This is a genomic window from Buchananella sp. 103232, assembly GCF_058725725.1.
The window spans coordinates 1-19,605 of sequence record NZ_JBZXJM010000013.1 but is presented as its reverse complement, the minus strand read 5'-3'; the positions used below and the strand labels follow the sequence as shown (position 1 = coordinate 19,605).

Genomic DNA, 19,605 nt, shown 5'->3' with positions numbered 1-19,605 from the left:
TGTTGTGTCCTGTACTTCGTTCGGTTGTGCAGCCGATATTGGCAAGCCTGGCCTACCGTGACAACGAGTCTCTTGGGACCCATAGACGTTTTTCGTGCGCCGCTTCACCGGTGGTGGCATGGGTGCTGGCGGTGCCGGCGAGGTGCGGATGGCCGTGGCGTCGCGGGTGCGTTCGGTGCGCGGCGGTGGCCGCCCGGTGCGCGGCAAGAAGTCGAAGCGTACGAAGCGTCAGGAGTTCGAGGAGCAGACTGCACCGACCATCGGTGGCGTGGTTGTTCCTCGCGGTAACAACACCAAGATCCGCATCCGTTCCGGTGCCTCGCTGGCGGACTTCGCTGAGAAGATCGACGCGAACCCGGCGTCGCTGGTGACCGTGCTGTTCCACCTGGGTGAGATGGCCACGGCCACGCAGTCCCTGGATGAGGACACCTTCATGCTGCTGGGCGGTGAGCTGGGCTACGACGTGGAGGTTGTCTCCCCGGAGGACGAGGACCGCGAGCTGCTGGAGTCCTTCGGCCTGGACCTGGACGCGGAGGAGGGCCAGAACGAGCTGCCGCGTCCGCCGGTTGTGACCGTCATGGGTCACGTTGACCACGGTAAGACGAAGCTGCTGGACGCGATCCGCTCCACGGACGTGGTGGCTGGCGAGGCCGGCGGTATCACGCAGCACATCGGTGCCTACCAGATCCGCCACGAGCTGGAGGGTGAGAAGCGCACCATCACGTTCATCGACACCCCGGGTCACGAGGCCTTCACGGCTATGCGTGCGCGTGGTGCGAAGGTCACGGACATCGCGATCCTGGTGGTGGCCGCTGACGACGGCATCATGCCGCAGACCATCGAGGCGCTGAACCATGCGCAGGCCGCTGGCGTGCCGATCGTGGTGGCCGTGAACAAGATCGACAAGCCGGACGCGAACCCGGACAAGGTGCGCGGACAGCTCACCGAGTACGGATTGATCGCGGAGGAGTACGGTGGCGACACGATGTTCGTCAACGTCTCCGCCCTGCACCGCACCGGTATCGAGGATCTGCTGGAGGCCGTGCTGCTCACTGCGGACGGCGCCCTGGAGCTCACCGCTAACCCGGACCAGCAGGCTCGTGGTGTGGCGATTGAGGCGAACCTGGACAAGGGTCGTGGTGCGGTCATTACGGCGCTGGTGCAGCGCGGCACGCTGCGGGTCGGTGACTCGCTGGCTGCCGGTACGGCTCACGGCCGCGTGCGTGCGATGTTCGACGAGCACGGCAACACGGTCACGGAGGCGGGCCCGTCCCGCCCGGTCCAGGTGATCGGTTTGACCTCTGTGCCGCGCGCGGGCGACAACTTCCTGGTGGCGGACGACGACCGCACGGTGCGTCAGATCGCCGACCAGCGTGCCGCCAAGGAGCGTGCGGCCCTGCTGGCCAAGCGTCGCAAGCGCATCAGCCTGGAGGACTTCGACGCCGCCCTGAAGGACGGCAAGGTGGAGACCCTCAACCTCATCCTCAAGGGCGACGTGTCCGGTGCCGTGGAGGCGCTGGAGGACTCGCTGCTCAAGATCGACGTGGGCGAGGAGGTCCAGCTGCGTATCATCCACCGTGGTGTGGGTGCGATCACGCAGAACGACGTCAACCTGGCTACGGTGGACAACGCGGTCATCATCGGCTTCAACGTGCGCCCTGCGGAGCGCGTGCAGGAGCTGGCGGACGCCGAGGGCGTGGAGATCAAGTACTACTCGATCATCTACAAGGCCATCGAGGAGGTGGAGGCCTCCCTCAAGGGCATGCTCAAGCCCATCTACGAGGAGGTCCAGCTCGGTACTGCGGAGATCCGTCAGGTGTTCCGTTCCGGCAAGTTCGGCAACATCGCTGGTTCGATCGTCCGTTCGGGCACGATTCGCCGCAACACCAAGGCTCGCCTGGTGCGCGACGGCGTGGTGCTGGCAGACGACCTCACCATCGAGTCGCTGCGCCGCGAGAAGGACGACGTCACCGAGGTCCGCGAGGGCTACGAGTGCGGTATCACCCTGGGCTTCAAGGACATCGCCGAGGGCGACGTCATCGAGACCTGGGAGCTGCGCGAGAAGCCGCGTGACTGAGCGGTCTTTGCGCCGCGCCTGAGCGCGTGGTGATGCCCGGCGGGGCGGAGGTTTTCCTCCGCCCCGCCGGTCTTTTTGCGGGGGAGTGGTGGCCGACGCTGCCGACCGGGTTGGTGGCCGGGCGCGGCGCCTCTTTGTACGACGCTGCCGCCCCACCGTGCCGCTTCACCCGGCCGGCGGCGGGGTGGCCGGCCCCGGCGGACTGCTGAGCGTTGTCCAGGTGGTCCAGCGCCAGGCGTCGGGGTGGGGGAGGCGGGCGGAACGTCGTGCAAATGTTTCAAATTCGTACGGCCTAGACCTTGTGCAGCCGACCTAGACCGTAGAGTGCTACGCAAGGTCTAGGTCGGCTGCACGAGGTCTAGGTCGACCGGTTAAGCGGCGCGGGTGCGGGCCTTGCGGGCGGCGGCGAGGGCGTCGGCCACGAAAATGAACACGGCCACCCACACCAGTCCGACCGCCCAGAAGCGCACGGGCGGCATGGGCTCGTGGAAAACCAGCAGGGCGATCAGGAACTGCATGGTCGGCGCGATGTACTGAGACAACCCGACCACGGTGAGTGGGACGCGCTGGGCGCCCACCCCGAACAGGAGCAGCGGCAGGGCGGTGAGCGGGCCGGTCAGCACCAGCAGACCAAAGACACCCCAATCCAGCGGCACGCCAGCGGAGACCACGGCCCGCCCCTGCCAGCCCAGCCACGCCAGGTAAGCCAGGCAGGCTGGCACGATCGCGGCGGTCTCGATGGTCAGGCCGGTCAGGGAGTCGGCGCGCACCTTCTTCTTGAGCAGCCCGTAGAAGCCGAAGGAGAACGCCAGGGTCAGGGAGATCCAGGGGAAGGAGCCGTAGGCCCACACCAGCAGCCCCACCGCGGCGGCCGCCACTCCCAGGGAGACCAGCTGCAGGCGGCGTAGGCGCTCGCCCAGGAACACGTAGCCGAGCGCCACCGTCACCAGGGGGTTGAGGAAGTAGCCGATGGCGGCGTCGGCGGTGCGACCGGTGTTGACCCCGAAGACGTAGACCAGCCAGTTCACCGCGATCAGCGCGCCGGCCAGGGCGAGCATTCCCACGGTGCGCCGGGAGCGCAGCGCCACCAGGAGGCGCCGGCCGGCCCCGCGCCAGAGCGCGATGAGCGTCAGGCAGGTCAGCAGGGTCATGGAGGCGCGGTAGGCGATGATCTCGCCGGCCCCGGCGCTGTTCAGGAGCCGGAAGTAGAGGGGAAAGAGCCCCCACACCACGTAGCAGGAGACGATGGTGACAAGGCCGGTTCTGTCGAGTCCCGGCGCGGGCGTTGAGGTGGGCACCGCGCAAGTCTAGGGCCAGGCGGGTGAGCGGCGGCGCCGACCTGCCCGTACCCTAATGGCAGTGATTCTTTAGCGAGGAGAGAGAAATGGCTGACGACGCGCGCGCCCGCAAGGTGGCCGACCGCATCCACGAGACCGTTGCCCGCCTGTTGGACACGCGGGTGAAGGACCCGCGCCTGGGCTTCGTCACCGTCACCGAGGTGAGGGTGACCGGGGACCTGCAGCAGGCCACCGTCTTCTACACCGTCCTGGGGGACGAGCCGGCGGAGGGTTCGTCGGCCGCGGCGCTGGCGTCCGCCACCGGCATGCTGCGCTCCGAGGTGGGTCGCGCCCTGGGCATCCGCCTGACCCCGACCCTGACCTTCGTGCGCGACGCCCTGCCGGAGACCGCCGCCTCCCTGGAGGACGCGCTGGTCGCGGCCGCCGCGAAGGATGCCGAGGTGGCCCGCCTGGCCGAGGGCGCCACCTACGCCGGTGACGCCAACCCCTACAAGGAGAAGAAGGAGCGCGTCGAGGACGACTTTGACGACGACGCCGACTGGGGCGACGAGGAGTGGGACGAGGAGGCCGACGAGGCCGAGTTTGACGACGAGGCCGGTGCGGTGGACGACGTTGCCGCCGGCGCTGAGGACGCTGCCGCCAGCGGCGAGGACGCCAAGTAAGTGAGCCCGGAGCAGACGGGCGCGCCGGGTTCCCCGGGCGGAGCCAACCAGCAACCTCGGGAGGGCAGGGCGCGCGGGCAGCTGCGCGGCCCCAGCGTGGCCCGGGGGGCGGTGCCCGCCCGGGCCGGGTGCGTGGTGATCGACAAGCCGGCCGGCCTGACCTCGCACGACGTGGTGGGCAAGGTGCGCCGCCTGGCCGCCACCAAGAAGGTGGGGCACGCCGGCACCCTGGACCCGATGGCCACCGGCGTGCTGGTGGTGGGAATCGGCGCGGCCACGCGTCTGCTCACCCACATCACGGGCACCGACAAGGAGTACGTGGCCACCATCCGCCTGGGCATCGCCACGACCACGGACGACGCCGAGGGCGAGGTGGTCTCCGCCCCCGGCTGCGCCGAGGTGGATCCGGCCCGCCTGGAGGCCGAGCTGGCCGCCCTGACCGGCCAGATCATGCAGGTGCCCGCCACGGTCAGCGCGATCAAGGTGGACGGGGTGCGCTCCTACGCCCGGGCGCGCGCCGGGCAAGAGGTGGAGCTGGCCGCCCGCCCGGTCACCGTGAGTGCCTTCGAATTGACCGCCGCCCCGCGCCCGCTCAGCGTCACGGCCCTCCTCGCGCAGGCGCCGGTGGGGCAGGGCGAGGGGAGGAACGTCGTCCCCGGGGGTGAAGCCGGGCAGGCGCCGGTGGAAACACCAGTACCGGTGGAAGTGCAAGCATCGGTGGAAACACCAGCGCCGGTGGAAGTGCAGGTGGTGGACTTAGACGTGCGCGTGGTCTGCTCGGCCGGCACCTACATTCGGGCACTGGCGCGGGACCTGGGGCGTGCCCTGGGTAGCGCCGGACACCTCACCCGCCTGCGCCGCACCCGCGTGGGCTCCTTCACCGAGGCAGACGCCCTCAGCCTGGAGCAGGCCAGCGCCCAGGTGGAGCGCGACGCCGCCGGCCCCGCCCCAAGTGGACTGGCGGTGCTCCCCCTCACCGAGGTGGTGGCCGCCGAGTTCCCCATCCGGCACGTCGACGAGGCCGAGGCCGCGGCCCTGCGCAAGGGCATGTTCCTGCCCGCCGCCGTCGGCCCGGCACCCGGCGCGGCCATCGGCCCGGGCGGCGCGGTGGCCCTGCTACGCCGGCAGGCAAACCACGACCGGCCCTACGTGGTTTTCCCCGCTAACATTGAGGGCTGACGAAAGGACCCAGCTTCCATGACCGAATCCACCCGCCCCCGCCTCGGCGTTCCCCGCGACAGCTCCGGCGTGACCACGCCGCAGCAGGCGCAGCCGGAGGCGGCGCCCGCGCAGAAGCACACCGGCTGCGGCTGCGGTGGCAAGTGCGCAGGCGGCGGCAAGCGCAAGCGCGCAGCCGACCGCGCCCCGATCGGCCTGGAAGCAGAGGGGCGCGCCAACCTGGGGCTGCGCGCCGCCAAGTAAGGACTAACTCACCCGCATGGAGATTTGGCGCGGCCCGCAGCAGGTACCCGCTGGGCTGAACAGCGTGGTCACGGTAGGCAACTTCGACGGCGTCCACCTGGGCCACCAGCAGCTGCTGGCCTCCGTGGTTGCCCAGGCGCGCGCACGCGGCTGCAAGGCCGTGGCGATGACGTTCTTCCCCCACCCCCACCACGTGCACGTGGGGCCGCTGCCCCTCATCACCTCCCTGGCCGACCGCCTCGAAGCCCTAGAGGCCAGTGGCCTGGACGCCGTGCTGGTGGTGGACTACAACCTGGAATTCGCCGCCCAGGGGCCGCGCGAGTTCGTCTCCACCTGGCTGCGTGACCTGCTGGGCGCCCGCGCCGTCCTGGTGGGGCAGGATGTTCGCTTCGGGGTCGGCAACTCCGGCGACCTCTCCACCCTGCGCCAGCTGGGGCAGGAGCTGGGCTTCGAGGTGCTGGTGCAAGAGGAAGTGTGCGGCCTGGCCGGCAAACGGTGGAGCTCCACCTGGGTGCGCCAGCTGCTCGCCGAGGGCGACGTTGCCGGCGTGGCCAGCGTGCTGGGCCGGCCGCACCGCGTGCGCGGCGTGGTGGTGGACGGCGCCCAGCGCGGCCGCGACCTGGGCTTTCCCACCGCCAACCTGCTGGCCGCCCACGTGGGCGAGGTGCCCCAGGACGGCGTCTACGCCGGCTGGCTGGTGCGCCCCAGCGTCCTGCGCGACGGCGCCCCCGAGCGCCTGCCCGCCGCAATCTCCGTGGGCACCAACCCCACCTTCGAGGACGTCAACCGCACCGTCGAGGCCCACGTGCTCGGGCGCGCCGACCTGAACCTGTACGGCGAGGAAGTGGCGGTGGAGATGGTCGAACGCATCCGTCCCATGCTCACCTTCACCGCGATCGAGCCGCTGATTGACCAGATGCACGACGACGTCGCCCGCGCCGCCGCCATCCTTGGCGTGCCGCGCCCCGGCCCGATCGACCCGGCCGCAGTGACCGCGCGCCCGGCGGCGCGCTAGCTTCCCACCCCGGCCGCAGCGCGCCCACGCCAGGCGGCGCCGTTGCCCGAGGCAGGAGGGGCTAGGGAAGCTGCCAGCTGACGGTCTTACCGAAGACGTTGTCGTTGAGGCCGGTTTGGCGAAAACCACGCGCCGTGTAGAAGGCCACCGCCGCGCCGTTGCTGGCGTGGCACTCGGTAATCAGGGCGCAGGAGCGCTGCGCTGCGACGTCGGCCACCCTGGCCAATAGGGCGCTGCCAACACCCCGGCCGTGGTGGGAGGGCAGCACGTAGAGCTTCCACAACACCACGCCGGCGTCGGTGACCCCGTACTCCGCTACCCCGACCACGGCGTCCTCCTGCTGGGCCACCAAGATCAGCCCGTGCCCCAGCGAGTAGGCCAACGCCTGGGGACTCCACCACTCATCCAAGCCCGCCAGCACGAACGAGGGGCCACAGATCGGGCCGTAGGTGGCCGGCCAGGTGGAAAAGCCGACAAAACGAACCGCGTCCACGTCCGCCGGGGTGGCGGTACGGATCTCAACAGCCATGGCGCAATTATGTGCCCGAAAGGCCAGAACGCCAGCGAACGGGGCGAAAGAGAACCTAGCCCGGGTCGGGGTCCTGCCCGGCGGGGCGGGGCGGGCGGCGGCTCTGACGGGTCGGCGGTCCTGCCCGGCAGGGCGGGGCGGGCGGGCAAACAGGTTGCACGACCGGAGGTGGGGGGTGTCACGCCCGCGACGAGCGGAGCGGGCCAAGCGGCTCTGCTAGTCTTGTCGGGCCGTTAACGCCGGCCGCGGAAACGTGATGCCCAGGAAAACAGACCTGGCGCTCCGCGCAACGAGAAGAAAGAGGCAACCATGGCCCTGGCTCCTGAGGTCAAGAAGCAGATCATCGAAGAGTACGCCACCCACCCCGGTGACACCGGTTCCCCCGAGGTGCAGGTTGCTCTGCTCTCTCGCCGCATCAAGGACCTGACCGAGCACTTCAAGACCCACAAGCACGACCACCACTCCCGCCGCGGCCTCATGCTGCTGGTCGGTCAGCGTCGTCGCATCCTGGGCTACCTGGCCTCGGTGGACATCAACCGCTACCGCTCCCTGATCGAGCGCCTGGGCCTGCGTCGATAACGCAATCCCAAGCAGTGAGGAGCCCCGCCTTGGCGGGGCTCCTTTGCTTTAGGCTGGAACGCCTATGACTCGTCAGCCCCGCCCAAACCTGGACCAGCCCCTAGCCCTCCCGCCCGTGACCGCCGCCCTGGTGTTCCTGGTAGCGATGAACCTGCGCCCCGTCCTCACCTCCGTGGGGCCCCTGCTCGGAGAGATCGGGGTGGCAACGCAGCTCTCGGAGAGCTGGCTGGGGCTGCTAGGGGCCATGCCCCTGCTCGCCTTCGCCGCGTTCTCCCCACTCATCGCGGCCCCCGCCAGGCGATTCGGGATGGAACGCACCCTGCTGGCGGCGCTGCTGCTCCTGGTGGTCGGCAGCGGGCTGCGCTCCTACGCGGGCGGTGGCGGACTGTGGCTGGGCACCCTGCTGCTCGGGGCCGCCATCGCGGCCGGCAACGTCCTGGTCCCCACCCTCGTAAAGCGGGACTACTCCCGCCACATCTCCCTGGCCACCGGGGTCTACTCTGCCTGCATCATCATCTCCGCCGCGATCTCTGCGGCCGTGGCCGTCCCGCTAGCCGACGCCCTGGGCTGGCGCGCCTCCCTGGCAGTGTGGGCGCTCCCCGCCCTGCTGACCGCCGTGGTGTGGCTGCCCCGCACTCGCGCCGCCGGGCGGCCCGCTCCCGCTCGGCGCAGCGCCGGGGCCGGCAGCGTGTGGCGCAGCCGCGAGGCCTGGCAGCTCACCGCCTTCCTGGGGCTGCAGTCGATCGCCTTCTACGTCATGGCCACCTGGCTGCCCACCATCATCGTGGCCCAGGGGGCCTCCGCCCGCTGGGGCGGGCTCAGCCTGTTCATCTTCCAACTGGCCAGCCTGCCCGCCGCCCTGCTGATCCCACGCCTACTCAAGCCCGGCACCAGCCACGTCACCGCCACGGTGGTCTCATCCATTCCCATGGCCGTGGGCGTGTTCGGGCTCCTGCTCCAACCGGCCCTGTCGATCCTCTGGGTGGTGGTGGCCGGCGCCGGCTCCGGCGCCGCCCTGGTCGTGGCCCTCTCCCTGATCAGCCTGCGCGGGCGCACCCAGGAAGAGACCACCCGCCTGTCCGGCATGGCCCAGTCGATGGGCTACCTCTTCGCCGCCGCCGGGCCCGTCCTGGTGGGCGCCCTAGTGGAGCGCACCGGGACATGGTCGGCCTCCCTTGCAGTGATGGGCGCACTGGCCCTGGCCCAGATCGCGGCGGGAATCTTCGCAGGCAGGCCGGCGCCGCGTTAGCCCACTCGGGGCGGAGTGCTCTGGCGCCGAAACTTGTCATTGGGCGCCGAAACTTGTCCTTAGCGGGGCCTCTATGGACAAATCTCGTGGGGTTTGGACAAGTTTCGTGGGGTTTGGACAAGTTTCGGCGGGTTGGGCGAGGCTCGGCGGGGCGGGCGAGGCTCGGCGGGTTGGGCTGGGCGAGGCAGGGCGGCGGGCGGAGCGTCGGCCACGAAAAACGCGGCGGCGCCACCAAAACGCCAGGCAGAGGGCGGGTCGCTACCAGTTGGCGTGGACGTGTTCGCGGATGCGCTCGTCGTAAATTCGCTCCAGCGCGTCCAACTGCGGCGTCGTCAGCGGCGCCAACTGCCCCGCCTGCGCATTGGCCCGCGCCTGCTCCGGGTTGCGTGCGCCGGGAATCACCACGCTCACGCCCGGCTGGTCAACGATCCACCGCAGCGCGAACTGCGCGGTCGTCGCGCCCGGCGGCGTCAACGCTGCCACCTCCCGCGCCGCAGCCACGCCCACCTCGAAGGGAACACCAGAGAAAGTCTCGCCTCTATCGAAGGCCTCACCGTGGCGGTTATAGGAGCGGTGGTCCGAAGCGGCAAATTGAGTGGACTCGTCGTATTTTCCGGACAGCAGCCCCGACGCGAGCGGGACCCGGGCGATGATGCCCACCCCGGCCGCCGCAGCAGCGGGAAGCACTCGCTCTAGTGGCTTGCGTCGAAACACGTTCAGGATGATCTGGACGCTCGCCACGTTCGGGCGGGCAATAGCCGTGAGGGCCTCCTCTACGGTCTCCACCGATACCCCGTAGGCCTTCATGCGCCCCTCATCGACCATCGCGTCGAGCTCGTCGAACACGGCATCAGTGCTGAACACGGGCGTGGGCGGGCAGTGCAGCTGAACCAGATCCAGGCAGTCCACACCAAGATTGGTGCGGGAACGGTCATTCCATGCGCGGAAGTTAGCCCCGTTGTAGGCATCCGCCACGTGCGGGTTGGCGCGCCGGCCCATCTTCGTGGCCACGGTGATAGCGGCGTCGGAGCGCTCGCGCAGGAAGCGGCCGATGAGTTGCTCGCTGCGCCCGTCTCCGTAGACATCGGCCGTGTCGAAGAAACTCACTCCCGCGTCCGCAGCCGCGTGGAGCGTCGCCATCGCGTGCTCCTCGCTCACCTCGCCCCAGTCCGCGCCCAGCTGCCAGCAGCCCAGACCGATCACAGTGGTGTCGATGCCGAGCCGTTCCATACGCCGTTGTTCCATGTCCCTAGCCTAAAAGGCTGCATATTCACTTGCTGTGGCTAAGGCATGCCGCAGTGAGAAGGGCGGTGGATTGGGGGCGTTGGCCCGGGGTGCGGGTAAGGGGCGGTGGGTGGAGCGTCGGACGCGCCGGGCCGGCCACAGACTTCGCTCAGCAAAGATGTTGGTAAGGCCCCACCAAAAGCAGGCCGGGGGGTGACGGGCAACACGTGCGGCAGATGCTGAAAACGCCTCGAAACTACGGGATGATTGAGGGGATACAGAGTCAAGAAAAGGGCAAAAGCCCACAGGGAGCGACCACTTGGGGTGGTCAAGAGGCCAAACGGCCCAGGAGGATGCTTCCTGCCTGAAGAGAAAGGGGACCCGTGGAGGGTTCTGACTTCCCGTACGCCGAGGCCGTAATTGACAACGGCGCATTCGGCACCCGCGTAATCCGCTTCGAGACCGGCCAGCTGGCCCGCCAGGCCGCCGGCAGCGCCGTCGTCCTGCTCGACGAGGAAACCACCCTGCTGTCCGCCACCACCGTGGGCAAGCACCCCAAGGACCAGTTCGACTTCTTCCCCCTCACCGTCGATGTGGAAGAGCGTCAGTACGCCGCCGGTAAGATCCCCGGCTCCTTCTTCCGCCGCGAGGGCCGCCCCGGCACCGAGGCCATCCTGGCCGCCCGCCTGATCGACCGCCCGCTGCGCCCCTCCTTCGTCAAGGGCCTGCGCAACGAGGTCCAGGTTGTCGAGACCGTGCTCTCCGTGCACCCCGACGACGCCTACGACGTGGTGGCCATCAACGCCGCCTCCATGTCCACCCAGCTCTCCGGCCTGCCGTTCTCCGGCCCGGTCGGCGGCACCCGCGTGGCCCTGATCGACGGCCAGTGGGTTGCCTTCCCGCGCTTCAGCGAGCTCGAGCGCGCCGTGTTCTCCATGGTCGTGGCCGGCCGCGTGGTTGAGACCGCGCAGGGCCAGGACGTCGCCATCATGATGGTGGAGGCCGAGGCCACCGACAACGCCTGGGAGCTCATGCAGGCCGGTGCCCCCGCCCCCACCGAGACCGTCGTGGCTGAGGGTCTCGAGGCCGCCAAGCCCTTCATCAAGGTCCTGTGCGAGGCCCAGGTGGAGCTGGCCAAGGTTGCCGCCAAGCCGGTCGCCGAGTTCCCGCTGTTCCTGGACTACACCGACGAGCAGTACGAGCGCGTCAAGGAGGCCACCGGCGACAAGCTGGCCCCCGCCATCTCCATCGTGGAGAAGCAGGCCCGCGAGGACGCCATCGACGCCGTGCGCGACGAGGTGCTGGCCTCCTTCGGTGAGCTGGACGAGCAGGAGACCAAGGACTACAAGGCCGCCTTCCGCTCCTTCACCAAGGCTGCGGTGCGCCGCAAGGTCCTCACCGAGGGCGTGCGCATGGACGGTCGCAACCTGACCACGATCCGCGCCCTCAACATCGAGGTGGACGTGCTGCCCCGCGTGCACGGCTCCGCCCTGTTCGAGCGTGGCGAGACCCAGATCCTGGGCGTGACCACCCTGAACATGCTGCGCATGGAGCAGCAGCTGGACAACCTCACCCCGGTTACCCGCAAGCGCTACATGCACAACTACAACTTCCCGCCCTACTCCACCGGTGAGACCGGCCGCGTGGGCTCCCCGAAGCGCCGCGAGATCGGCCACGGTGCGCTGGCCGAGCGCGCCCTGGTGCCCGTGCTGCCCACCCGCGAGGAGTTCCCCTACGCTATCCGCCAGGTGAGCGAGGCCCTGGGCTCCAACGGCTCCACCTCCATGGGCTCCGTTTGCGCCTCCACCCTGTCCCTGCTGGCCGCCGGTGTGCCGCTGCGCGCCCCCGTCGCCGGTATCGCCATGGGTCTGATGAGCGAGGAGATCGACGGCGAGACCCGCTACTCCGCGCTCACCGACATCCTGGGTGCCGAGGACGCCTTCGGTGACATGGACTTCAAGGTGGCCGGTACCCGCGACTTCGTCACCGCCATCCAGCTGGACACCAAGCTGACCGGCATCCCGGCCTCCGTGCTGGCCGCCGCCCTGGAGCAGGCCCGCGACGCCCGCCTGTCCATCCTGGACGCCATGACCTCCGTGATCGACGCCCCCGAGGAGATGGCCCCGACCGCTCCGCGCGTGATCGCCCTGCAGGTCCCGGTGGACAAGATCGGTGAGGTCATCGGCCCGAAGGGCAAGATGATCAACCAGATCCAGGAGGACACCGGCGCCGAGGTCACCATCGAGGACGACGGCACCGTCTACATCGGTGCCACCGACGGCGCTTCCGCCGAGGCCGCCCGCGCCGCGATCAACGCCATCGCTAACCCGATGATGCCGGAGGTCGGCGAGCGCTTCGTGGGCACCGTGGTCAAGACCACCACCTTCGGTGCGTTCGTCTCCCTGGCCCCGGGCAAGGACGGCCTGCTGCACATCTCCCAGATCCGTCGTCTGGTGGGTGGCAAGCGCGTCGAGGCCGTGGAGGAGGTCCTCAACGTGGGTGACCAGGTTGAGGTCGAGCTGGCTGAGATCGACCCGCGCGGCAAGCTCTCCCTGCACGTGGTGCTCTCCGAGGAGCAGCTGGCTGCCGAGGCCGCCGCTGAGGCCGAGCGCGCCGAGCGTCGCTCCGAGCGTGGCGAGCGCGGCGAGGACGACGGCGAGCGTCGCCAGCGCCGTCCGCGTCAGCGCACCCGCAAGACCCGCAACGAGGACTGAGCTCCCGCACGGGTGAGTAGGTAAGCGGGGTGGAGCCTTAAAGGTTCCACCCCGCTTCCTTGTTGCGTGGTTGCGGCGCGCGGTGGTGGCAGGTGCTGGTGGCCGACGTCGCCCACTGGCGCTGTAATTTTGCGGCGCTGTCGTTTTATGGCGCCGCCGCTTTGCCCGGCCGCGTGGGCGCACAGGTGCGGGTGCGACGTCGGCCACCAACGCCGCCTCCGGTGAGGCGCCCGGCGGGAGGGCCAATAGACTCTAGGGGTGCGTTTTTCCACTCTGCCCGGCGACGAGGCCGCCCAGTCCGACCCCTCCCTTTCCGTCCAGCCCGGCGGGGGCGTGCTCACCCCGCCCACGATCGAGCTGCCGCTGACCGGCGCGGGCAGCGAGTTCACCATCCAGGACGGCTCCTCGCAGCTGCAGCGCACCATCCTGCCGGGCGGTACCCGCGTGCTCACCGAGGTACTGCCCGGGGCGCAGTCGGTGACAATCGGCATGTGGGTGGCGGCGGGCTCGCGCGACGAGCGCGACGGCGAACACGGTGCCACCCACTTCCTGGAGCACCTGCTGTTCAAGGGCACGCCCACGCGCAGCGCAGAGCAGATCGCCGCCACCCTGGACGCGGTGGGCGGCGACCTGAACGCGGCCACGGGCAAGGAGTACACGGCCTACCACGCGCGCGTGCTGGGCGTGGACCTGCCGCTGGCGGTGGAGGTGCTGGGGGACATGGTGACCTCCTCCCTGCTGGACCGCCAGGAGTTTGCGCGCGAGCGCGAGGTGATCCTGGACGAGCTGGCGATGGCCGCCGACGACCCCACCGACGTGGTCCACGAGGAGTTCTGCGCGGCCGCGCAGCACGGCGGCGAGCTGGCCCGCCCGGTGGGAGGCACGGCGCAGACGGTGAAGGCGATCGCGTGGGAGTCGGTGCGCGAGCACTACGACCGCGTCTACCACGCCCCGGAGCTGGTGGTCGTGGCGGCGGGCGCGGTCAACCACGCCCAGCTGGTGGAGCTGGTGGCGCGCGCCCTGGAGCGCGGCGGTTGGCTGGCGGGAGAGGAAGCGCCGCGCGGCCGCCGCGCGGGCGGTCAGGCCCCGGCCCTGGAGAGCAGCCAGGTGCGCAGCGTGCGCCGGCCCGTCGAGCAGGCGCACCTGGTGTTGGGGGCGCGCTCGTTCGCGGCGGGCACGACTCAGCGCTGGCCCATGTCCGTGTTCCTCTCGGTGCTGGGCGGCGGCATGAGCTCGCGCCTGTTCCAGGAGGTGCGGGAGAAGCGCGGCTGGGCCTACTCCACCTACTCCTACGATTCGCGCTACTCCGACTCCGGCCACTTCGGCCTGTATGCGGGCTGCGCGCCGGGCCGGGTGCACGACGTTACCTCCGTCCTGCTCGAGCAGTGGTACGCCATGGCCAGCGAGGGTCCCACTGCGGAGGAGATGGCGCGCGCTCGCGGGCAGCTGCGCGGCTCCCTGGTGCTGGGCCTGGAGGACACCGGTGCACGCATGTTCCGGCTTGGGCACGCCGAGATCGTTTATGGACACCTCACCCCGGTCGAGCGAATGGTGGAGCGCCTGGAGGCGGTGACGGCCGCCGACGTTGCCGCGGTGGCCAGCCGTCTGTGGGCCGCCCCGCGCGTCTTCGCCCTGGTGGGGCCCGTGGGTGCCTCAGCAAGCCTGGAGGAGCTGGTGGCGCGAGCCTAGGAGTCTGCTGCTTTTGGGTGTGGAGCGCGCGGTTAGCATTAGCCGGTGCGGGCTTTTGGGTGGCCGGGCGCCCATTTGCCGGGACGCTCTGGGCTGCCCTGGCCTCACCTTCGCTAGGCTGGCGGCTATGACTATCGCCGTTGCTGTGTTGGGCGCCGCTGGGCGCATGGGTTCTACTGTTTGCCGCGCCGTGGAGGGCGCGCCCGACATGGAGCTGGTGGCCCGCCTGGACGCCGCAGACCAGATCTCTAAGGAGTCGCTGGGCGGCGCGCAGGTGGTCGTGGACTTCACCGTGCCGTCGGTCGCGGAGGCTAACGTGCACGCCGTCCTGGATGCTGGAGCCGACGTGGTGGTGGGCACCACCGGCTGGGATGACGCCTCCCGTGCCCGCGTGGCCGAGCACCTGGAGCGCCTGCCCGAGCGCTCGGTGCTGATTGCCCCGAACTTCGCGCTCTCTGCGGTGCTGGCCATGCAATTCGCCGCGAAGGCGGCGCGCTTCTTCGAGTCCGCAGAGGTGATCGAGCTGCACCACCCCGCCAAGGTGGACGCCCCGAGCGGCACCGCTGCGGCTACCGCGCGCGCGATTGCCACGGCCCGCGCCCAGGCCGGCCTGGGCGCGGTGCCCGACGCCACCGAGACCGACCCGGACGGCGCGCGCGGAGCGCGCGTGGACGGCATCCCGGTGCACGCGGTGCGTCTGCGTGGCCTCATGGCCCACGAGGAGGTCCTGTTCGGCAACCCGGGGGAGATGCTCACCATCCGCACCGACACCTTTGACCGCGAGTGCTACATGCCCGGCGTGTTGCTGGCCGTGCGCAACGTGTCCGGGCGCGGCGGTCTGACCGTCGGCCTGGAGAGCCTCATCGAGATCTGATTGCTCTGCCCCGGCGCGCCACAGCAGGGACGTGATGCGTGGGCTTGGCTGTCTCTCACCGGGGTGGGCGCTTCTCGATAAATTCTGAGAACAGGGGAGCGCCATTCGGGTCCATGTAGGCCGCGAAAAGCTCCTCGATGGGAACGGTGAGGCTATGGGATAGTCTGGTCGCTTTTAACGGTCTGTCCGAAAACTCGTATATGCGGATTGGGTACGAGTTACCGGTGTGTGTATCGCGGAGCGTTGAGTAGTGCTCCTTTATCATGAACGCTTCAAAGCCGGGCTTAATTTTCCGGGCCATGGTGTAGAAGTCTAGTGATGGGAAGTGAAGATCTTCCCTGTGGTCGTCGCAAAGTGCGGATACTACATACCGTTCGGCGAGTGCCAAGTCGGTGGTGTAGAGCGTGAAGGAGGGTGGGTCGGCGCGCTCATAACTCCCTAGGCAATATTCCCCGTCCTCTAGTTTGACAACATGGGTTGCGCTAACTGGGGTCACAATTTCGTAGCGGTCATCATGCTCTACGATCCGGCCCTTGATCTGGCTGGAAGTTACTAGGCTTATGAAAGTGTTAGAGAATGCAAATTCTACCATTTTGATACCCCTAGATCGATTAGATCTGCCATGGAAACTTCTTTGCCGTTCTGAATTAATTGCAGCTGTATTGCGCCGCCGGGGTGGCCAAGGTTGGGTGCCGCCTGGGAGATGCGTACTTGCAAGTCTGGCAGTTCCTGAGGGAATGCGAGCTGGTTGTAGGGTAGGTCCTTGCATGCTTCTTCAACTGCGCGAGCTTCGAAGCTGTAGACCTTACCGTCCTTGACTGGAGAGAACCATTTACCTGTTTTCTTGCCAATCCTGTCGATGACGTGGCCAAATTCCTCCACGTAATCAGACATGGACAATGTTCGTTCGGTTCCTTCGACAGCGGCTGGGCCGTAGATAGTTTCGCCGTTGGGGGCGTGTATGCTGGCCCATTCTTCTGCGCTCTTGATTCGTCTGCCCTCATGTTTCCCAAATGGGGCACGCGTTCTTAATAGGTCACGTCCGGTGGCTCCAGGGCGGAGGGTCTTGCCCCTGACATAGAGATGCCTTGTGTTCACAGCAGTGCGTACTCGTCCGGCGGCATTGTTCAACGCTTTTGACGTTGCTGTCCATGCTGTCTTGCCGGCAGCATAGATCTTGCTCGCGCCCGTGTTTACCGCCTTGACAGCCCCACGCCCAAAGGTCAAGAACGCGCCCTTCATCCCACCAGCAGCTTTGAGTGCCCCACCAAAACCCTTCAGTGCCTTCAAAGACGAAACTGCCCCGCGTAGGCCGCCTAGGCCGATGCAGCCTAGGCCGGCGTAGGCGATGGAGAGGAGGGCTTCGCCCCAGGTCTTTTCCCCGCCGATGGCTAGGCCGATGTTGGCTAGTGCGGCGACGAGTCCAGCGATGCCGGCGATGACTGCTAGTGCTTGGCCTAGTACAGGTACCCAGCACAGGGCCAGGGCTAGGATGCCGGCGATGGCGGCGACCCATTCGGCGATGGTGGCGATCCAGCCCAGGACCTTAGCGCCATAGTCCTCCCACCAGCCGTCATTGAGCCCATCGGTGGCGGTAACACCCTGGATGGCATCAATAGCGGTCTGCGCGGCTAAGTCACGCTCCCGGACAGCGTTTTCAACCACCCGGACCTGATTATCAATCCGGTCTTGCGCGGCATCTGCGTCCTGCCTGGCAGATCTCGCTAACCGCGTGTAACGCACCTGCTGGTCATGCCCATAGCCGCTGTCATCGTCGATACCCGCGTAGTCGTCGGCCAGGTCCTGGTAGTAGCGCTGGTTGTCGCGGGCCTCATCGCGCTCCCACTTAGCCTGCCTAGCCGCATAGAGAGCATTTAGCGTGTCGGTTTGCACCCGGTCCAACGCCGCCGAGTACGTCTCTAGCGCGTCCCCGGCCGCGCGGTAACGCCCCTCGGCCTTGCCGATCCCATCGATCAGGGTGTCGCGCTGCTCAAGCAGCGCCGTGACACTCTCGGCCCGGGAACTGGCCCCGGCCTCCAGGGTGCGCAGGCTGTCGGCGCAACGCTTGATCGCATCAGCCACACCCCGATACCGGGTGGCGCCATCACGCACCACCACCGCATCCCCCGGGGTGGGATCAGCCCCTAATCCTAGGGCGCTCCAGTCAGAAGGCCGCGCACTCATAGACAACTAATCCCTTCAGGACTTTAGGCGATCGAGGTTGTTGGGTGGGTGCTAGTCCCGCCACCAGTGGCGCCACCAGCGGCGCCAGCGCTACCGCCTCCGGTAGAGCCTTGGCCGTTGAGGGTGTCGGCGCCGTCTTGGTCGAACTTGATCCAGGCATCGGCCACGGCCAGCGAGGCCTCGGAGAAGGCTTTGAAGGCGTCGATGAACTTTTGGCGTTTGTCGTCCCAGTCATGGGCAAAACCGCGCACGGTCTGACTCAAACCCCCATGCCCCACCGCGCCAGCAATGGTGTTGGAGTTCGTGTTGGCGCCCTCAAACTCCAAAGCGATCGTCTTAGCCGAGGCCCCAATCGTGCCTAGCGCGCCAACATCAACCCTGATGGACTGCAAAACCACCCTCCCTTCGCTTTGAACTAGGCCAGCCCCGGGGACACGAATAACGCGCGTGCCCCCGAGGCTGGCAGAGCCAAACAGTGAATTAGCCGCGCAGGGAAGCACTCATCTGGGTGTCCATGTCCACAACCGCGTTGGCGTACTGGGTCAGGAAGTTACCCAGGGGCTCCATGCTCTCGTTGACCTGCTTCAACCCGGTAGAGAGCTGCTGGAATTGTTCGGAGTAGGCGCCAGAAGCGGCCTGGGTGGTGAAACCAGAACCGATCAGGCCGTTGACGGCGGCCAGGGCTTCTTGGACCTTGCCGTCGATCTCTGCCTTGATGGAGACCAACTGGCTACCAATACGACGCATCTCTTCGGGCGTGTAACCATAGGCGTTAGCCATAACAACCAACCTTCTCTCTCTACTAGAGCACCCACGCTCACTGGCGATAAGAACCCTAACCACACCATCCCCAACCCACAACCAGTTCGGCACACCACGGTGGACACACCGCGAGGCACCGACCACCCCACCACCCGGCGCTAGTCAAACGGGGGCCAACACCTGCAGGACCAAACGATCCAAACCGGCGACCACCCGACCGACCGGCGGCCTGGAGAGCCTCATCGAGATCTGATTGCTCTGCCCCGGCGCGCCACAGCAGGGACGTGATGCGTGGGCTTGGCTGTCTCTCACCGGGGTGGGCGCTTCTCGATGAACTCTGAGAACAGGGGAGCGCCATTCGGGTCCATGTAGGCCGCAAAAAGGTCCTCGATGGGAACGGTGACGATATGAGACAAATAGGTAGGCTCTAATGGCTCATTCGACCCTTCCGTTATACGCATTGGATACAGGTAATCTGTAGCGGTGTCGCGGAGAGTGTAATGGAGGTCATCCAACCTAACTGGTTCGAACCCTGCCTTGACGCTCCGCGCCATGTGGTAGGCGTCAAATAGGGGAAGCTGTGCGGCTGATCTGAACTCATCGCATAGCGCGGCGACTAGATTCCGCTCAATTAGCGTCAAATCTTTTGCGCACAGTCTAAAAGATGGAGGTGGCGTGCGCTCGTAGGTTCCATGGCAATATCCTTCATCCTGCCATTTGACCACGTGAGTCACGCTGCTCGGAGTCCAGACTATGTATTCGTCATCGCCTTCCCTGATTTGCCCTTTTAGGCGCTCAGACGTCACTAAATCTGTGAACTGTTTTGAAAACGAGAAATCTACCAATTTGATACCCCCAGTCTTCTCAGTTGCTTCATTGAAAGTATTCCGGTGGAGTCGGCGAAGTTCAATTGAATTGCGCCGCCGGGGTGGCCAAGGTTGGGTGCCGCCTGAGAGACGTGTACTTGCAAGTCTGGCAGTTCCTGAGGGAATGTGAGCTGGTTGTAGGGTAGGTCTTTGCTTGCTTCGCGAAGTGCGCGAGCTTCGAAGCTGTAGACCTTACCGTCCTTGACTGGGGAAAACCAATCGCCGTACTCTCCACCAATCCTGTCGATGACGTGGCCAAATTCCTCCACATATTCAGACATGGACAATGTTCGTTCGGTTCCTTCGACAGCGGCTGGGCCGTAGATCTCTTTGCCGGTGGGGGCGTGGACGGCTACCCAGTCTTCTGGACGTTGACCCGGGAATCATGGGTGCGTGCGCAACCAGTTGAGCACTTATGCGACCTTTCGAGAGGTTAGTGAACCAATTGAGGGCTTAGTGGA

The 19,605-nt window shown here is 67.4% G+C and carries 19 protein-coding genes; 10 read left to right on the top strand and 9 right to left on the bottom strand.

Annotated features, from left to right (window positions below):
- Positions 1–94 precede the first annotated feature (94 nt).
- Positions 95–2,077, top strand: coding sequence for a translation initiation factor IF-2 (gene infB, locus AC4PWQ_RS02065; RefSeq protein WP_492089635.1), 1,983 nt, complete (start codon positions 95–97; stop codon positions 2,075–2,077).
- A gap of 371 nt (positions 2,078–2,448) precedes the next feature.
- On the opposite strand, the gene rarD is transcribed toward infB, so the two are convergent.
- On the bottom strand, positions 2,449–3,375 hold the full coding sequence (gene rarD / locus AC4PWQ_RS02060) for an EamA family transporter RarD (protein ID WP_371151885.1): 927 nt from the start codon (positions 3,373–3,375) through the stop codon (positions 2,449–2,451).
- Between the two features lie 86 nt (positions 3,376–3,461).
- Between rarD and rbfA the strand changes: the two genes are divergently transcribed.
- The 4 genes from rbfA (at position 3,462) to AC4PWQ_RS02040 (ending at position 6,474) form a co-directional block, all read left to right on the top strand.
- A complete protein-coding gene (gene rbfA / locus AC4PWQ_RS02055) occupies positions 3,462–4,037 on the top strand; it encodes a 30S ribosome-binding factor RbfA (RefSeq protein WP_492089634.1) in 576 nt (191 codons plus the stop codon).
- 96 nt (positions 4,038–4,133) lie between these two features.
- Positions 4,134–5,216, top strand: coding sequence for a tRNA pseudouridine(55) synthase TruB (truB, locus tag AC4PWQ_RS02050; protein WP_492089637.1), 1,083 nt, complete (start codon positions 4,134–4,136; stop codon positions 5,214–5,216).
- A gap of 18 nt (positions 5,217–5,234) precedes the next feature.
- Positions 5,235–5,459 carry a hypothetical protein gene (locus tag AC4PWQ_RS02045; RefSeq protein WP_371151888.1) on the top strand — a complete coding sequence of 75 codons (225 nt, stop codon included), beginning with the start codon at positions 5,235–5,237 and terminating at the stop codon, positions 5,457–5,459.
- 16 nt (positions 5,460–5,475) lie between these two features.
- Complete coding sequence (locus AC4PWQ_RS02040; protein WP_492089633.1) at positions 5,476–6,474, top strand: bifunctional riboflavin kinase/FAD synthetase; 999 nt, start codon at positions 5,476–5,478, stop codon at positions 6,472–6,474.
- Between the two features lie 61 nt (positions 6,475–6,535).
- On the opposite strand, the gene AC4PWQ_RS02035 is transcribed toward AC4PWQ_RS02040, so the two are convergent.
- A complete protein-coding gene (locus AC4PWQ_RS02035) occupies positions 6,536–7,003 on the bottom strand; it encodes a GNAT family N-acetyltransferase (protein WP_492089632.1) in 468 nt (155 codons plus the stop codon).
- Positions 7,004–7,312: 309 nt separating this feature from the next.
- Between AC4PWQ_RS02035 and rpsO the strand changes: the two genes are divergently transcribed.
- Positions 7,313–7,582 carry a 30S ribosomal protein S15 gene (gene rpsO / locus AC4PWQ_RS02030; protein WP_371151891.1) on the top strand — a complete coding sequence of 90 codons (270 nt, stop codon included), beginning with the start codon at positions 7,313–7,315 and terminating at the stop codon, positions 7,580–7,582.
- A 64-nt stretch (positions 7,583–7,646) separates the two neighbouring features.
- The gene (locus tag AC4PWQ_RS02025; protein ID WP_371174306.1) at positions 7,647–8,831 is read left to right on the top strand and encodes an MFS transporter; all 1,185 of its coding nucleotides are present in this window, start codon (positions 7,647–7,649) and stop codon (positions 8,829–8,831) included.
- A gap of 258 nt (positions 8,832–9,089) precedes the next feature.
- Here AC4PWQ_RS02025 and AC4PWQ_RS02020 read toward each other — a convergent pair whose 3' ends face one another.
- On the bottom strand, positions 9,090–10,076 hold the full coding sequence (locus AC4PWQ_RS02020; RefSeq protein WP_492089631.1) for an aldo/keto reductase: 987 nt from the start codon (positions 10,074–10,076) through the stop codon (positions 9,090–9,092).
- Between the two features lie 362 nt (positions 10,077–10,438).
- Between AC4PWQ_RS02020 and AC4PWQ_RS02015 the strand changes: the two genes are divergently transcribed.
- The 3 genes from AC4PWQ_RS02015 to dapB all read left to right on the top strand — a co-directional run bounded on the left by AC4PWQ_RS02015 (position 10,439) and on the right by dapB (position 15,332).
- Entirely contained in the window at positions 10,439–12,769 is a 2,331-nt protein-coding gene (locus AC4PWQ_RS02015) for a polyribonucleotide nucleotidyltransferase (protein WP_492089630.1), read from the top strand.
- A gap of 258 nt (positions 12,770–13,027) precedes the next feature.
- Positions 13,028–14,458, top strand: a complete 1,431-nt coding sequence (locus AC4PWQ_RS02010) for a M16 family metallopeptidase (protein ID WP_492089629.1) — start codon at positions 13,028–13,030, stop codon at positions 14,456–14,458.
- A 127-nt stretch (positions 14,459–14,585) separates the two neighbouring features.
- A complete protein-coding gene (dapB, locus tag AC4PWQ_RS02005; RefSeq protein WP_492089628.1) occupies positions 14,586–15,332 on the top strand; it encodes a 4-hydroxy-tetrahydrodipicolinate reductase in 747 nt (248 codons plus the stop codon).
- Positions 15,333–15,387: 55 nt separating this feature from the next.
- Here dapB and AC4PWQ_RS02000 read toward each other — a convergent pair whose 3' ends face one another.
- The 6 genes from AC4PWQ_RS02000 to AC4PWQ_RS01975 form a co-directional block, all read right to left on the bottom strand.
- On the bottom strand, positions 15,388–15,924 hold the full coding sequence (locus AC4PWQ_RS02000; RefSeq protein ID WP_371177002.1) for an Imm61 family immunity protein: 537 nt from the start codon (positions 15,922–15,924) through the stop codon (positions 15,388–15,390).
- A complete protein-coding gene (locus AC4PWQ_RS01995) occupies positions 15,918–17,516 on the bottom strand; it encodes a glycohydrolase toxin TNT-related protein (RefSeq protein WP_492089627.1) in 1,599 nt (532 codons plus the stop codon). The genes AC4PWQ_RS02000 and AC4PWQ_RS01995 overlap by 7 nt, the downstream gene beginning before the upstream one ends.
- Before the next feature lie 23 nt (positions 17,517–17,539).
- On the bottom strand, positions 17,540–17,914 hold the full coding sequence (locus tag AC4PWQ_RS01990) for a hypothetical protein (RefSeq protein WP_492089626.1): 375 nt from the start codon (positions 17,912–17,914) through the stop codon (positions 17,540–17,542).
- Between the two features lie 82 nt (positions 17,915–17,996).
- Positions 17,997–18,296: a WXG100 family type VII secretion target gene (locus AC4PWQ_RS01985; RefSeq protein ID WP_371151903.1), complete on the bottom strand. Its 300-nt coding sequence runs from the start codon at positions 18,294–18,296 to the stop codon at positions 17,997–17,999.
- A 290-nt stretch (positions 18,297–18,586) separates the two neighbouring features.
- The gene (locus tag AC4PWQ_RS01980; protein WP_492089636.1) at positions 18,587–19,084 is read right to left on the bottom strand and encodes an Imm61 family immunity protein; all 498 of its coding nucleotides are present in this window, start codon (positions 19,082–19,084) and stop codon (positions 18,587–18,589) included.
- A 32-nt stretch (positions 19,085–19,116) separates the two neighbouring features.
- Positions 19,117–19,425, bottom strand: a complete 309-nt coding sequence (locus AC4PWQ_RS01975) for a glycohydrolase toxin TNT-related protein (protein ID WP_371174299.1) — start codon at positions 19,423–19,425, stop codon at positions 19,117–19,119.
- Positions 19,426–19,605 lie beyond the last annotated feature (180 nt).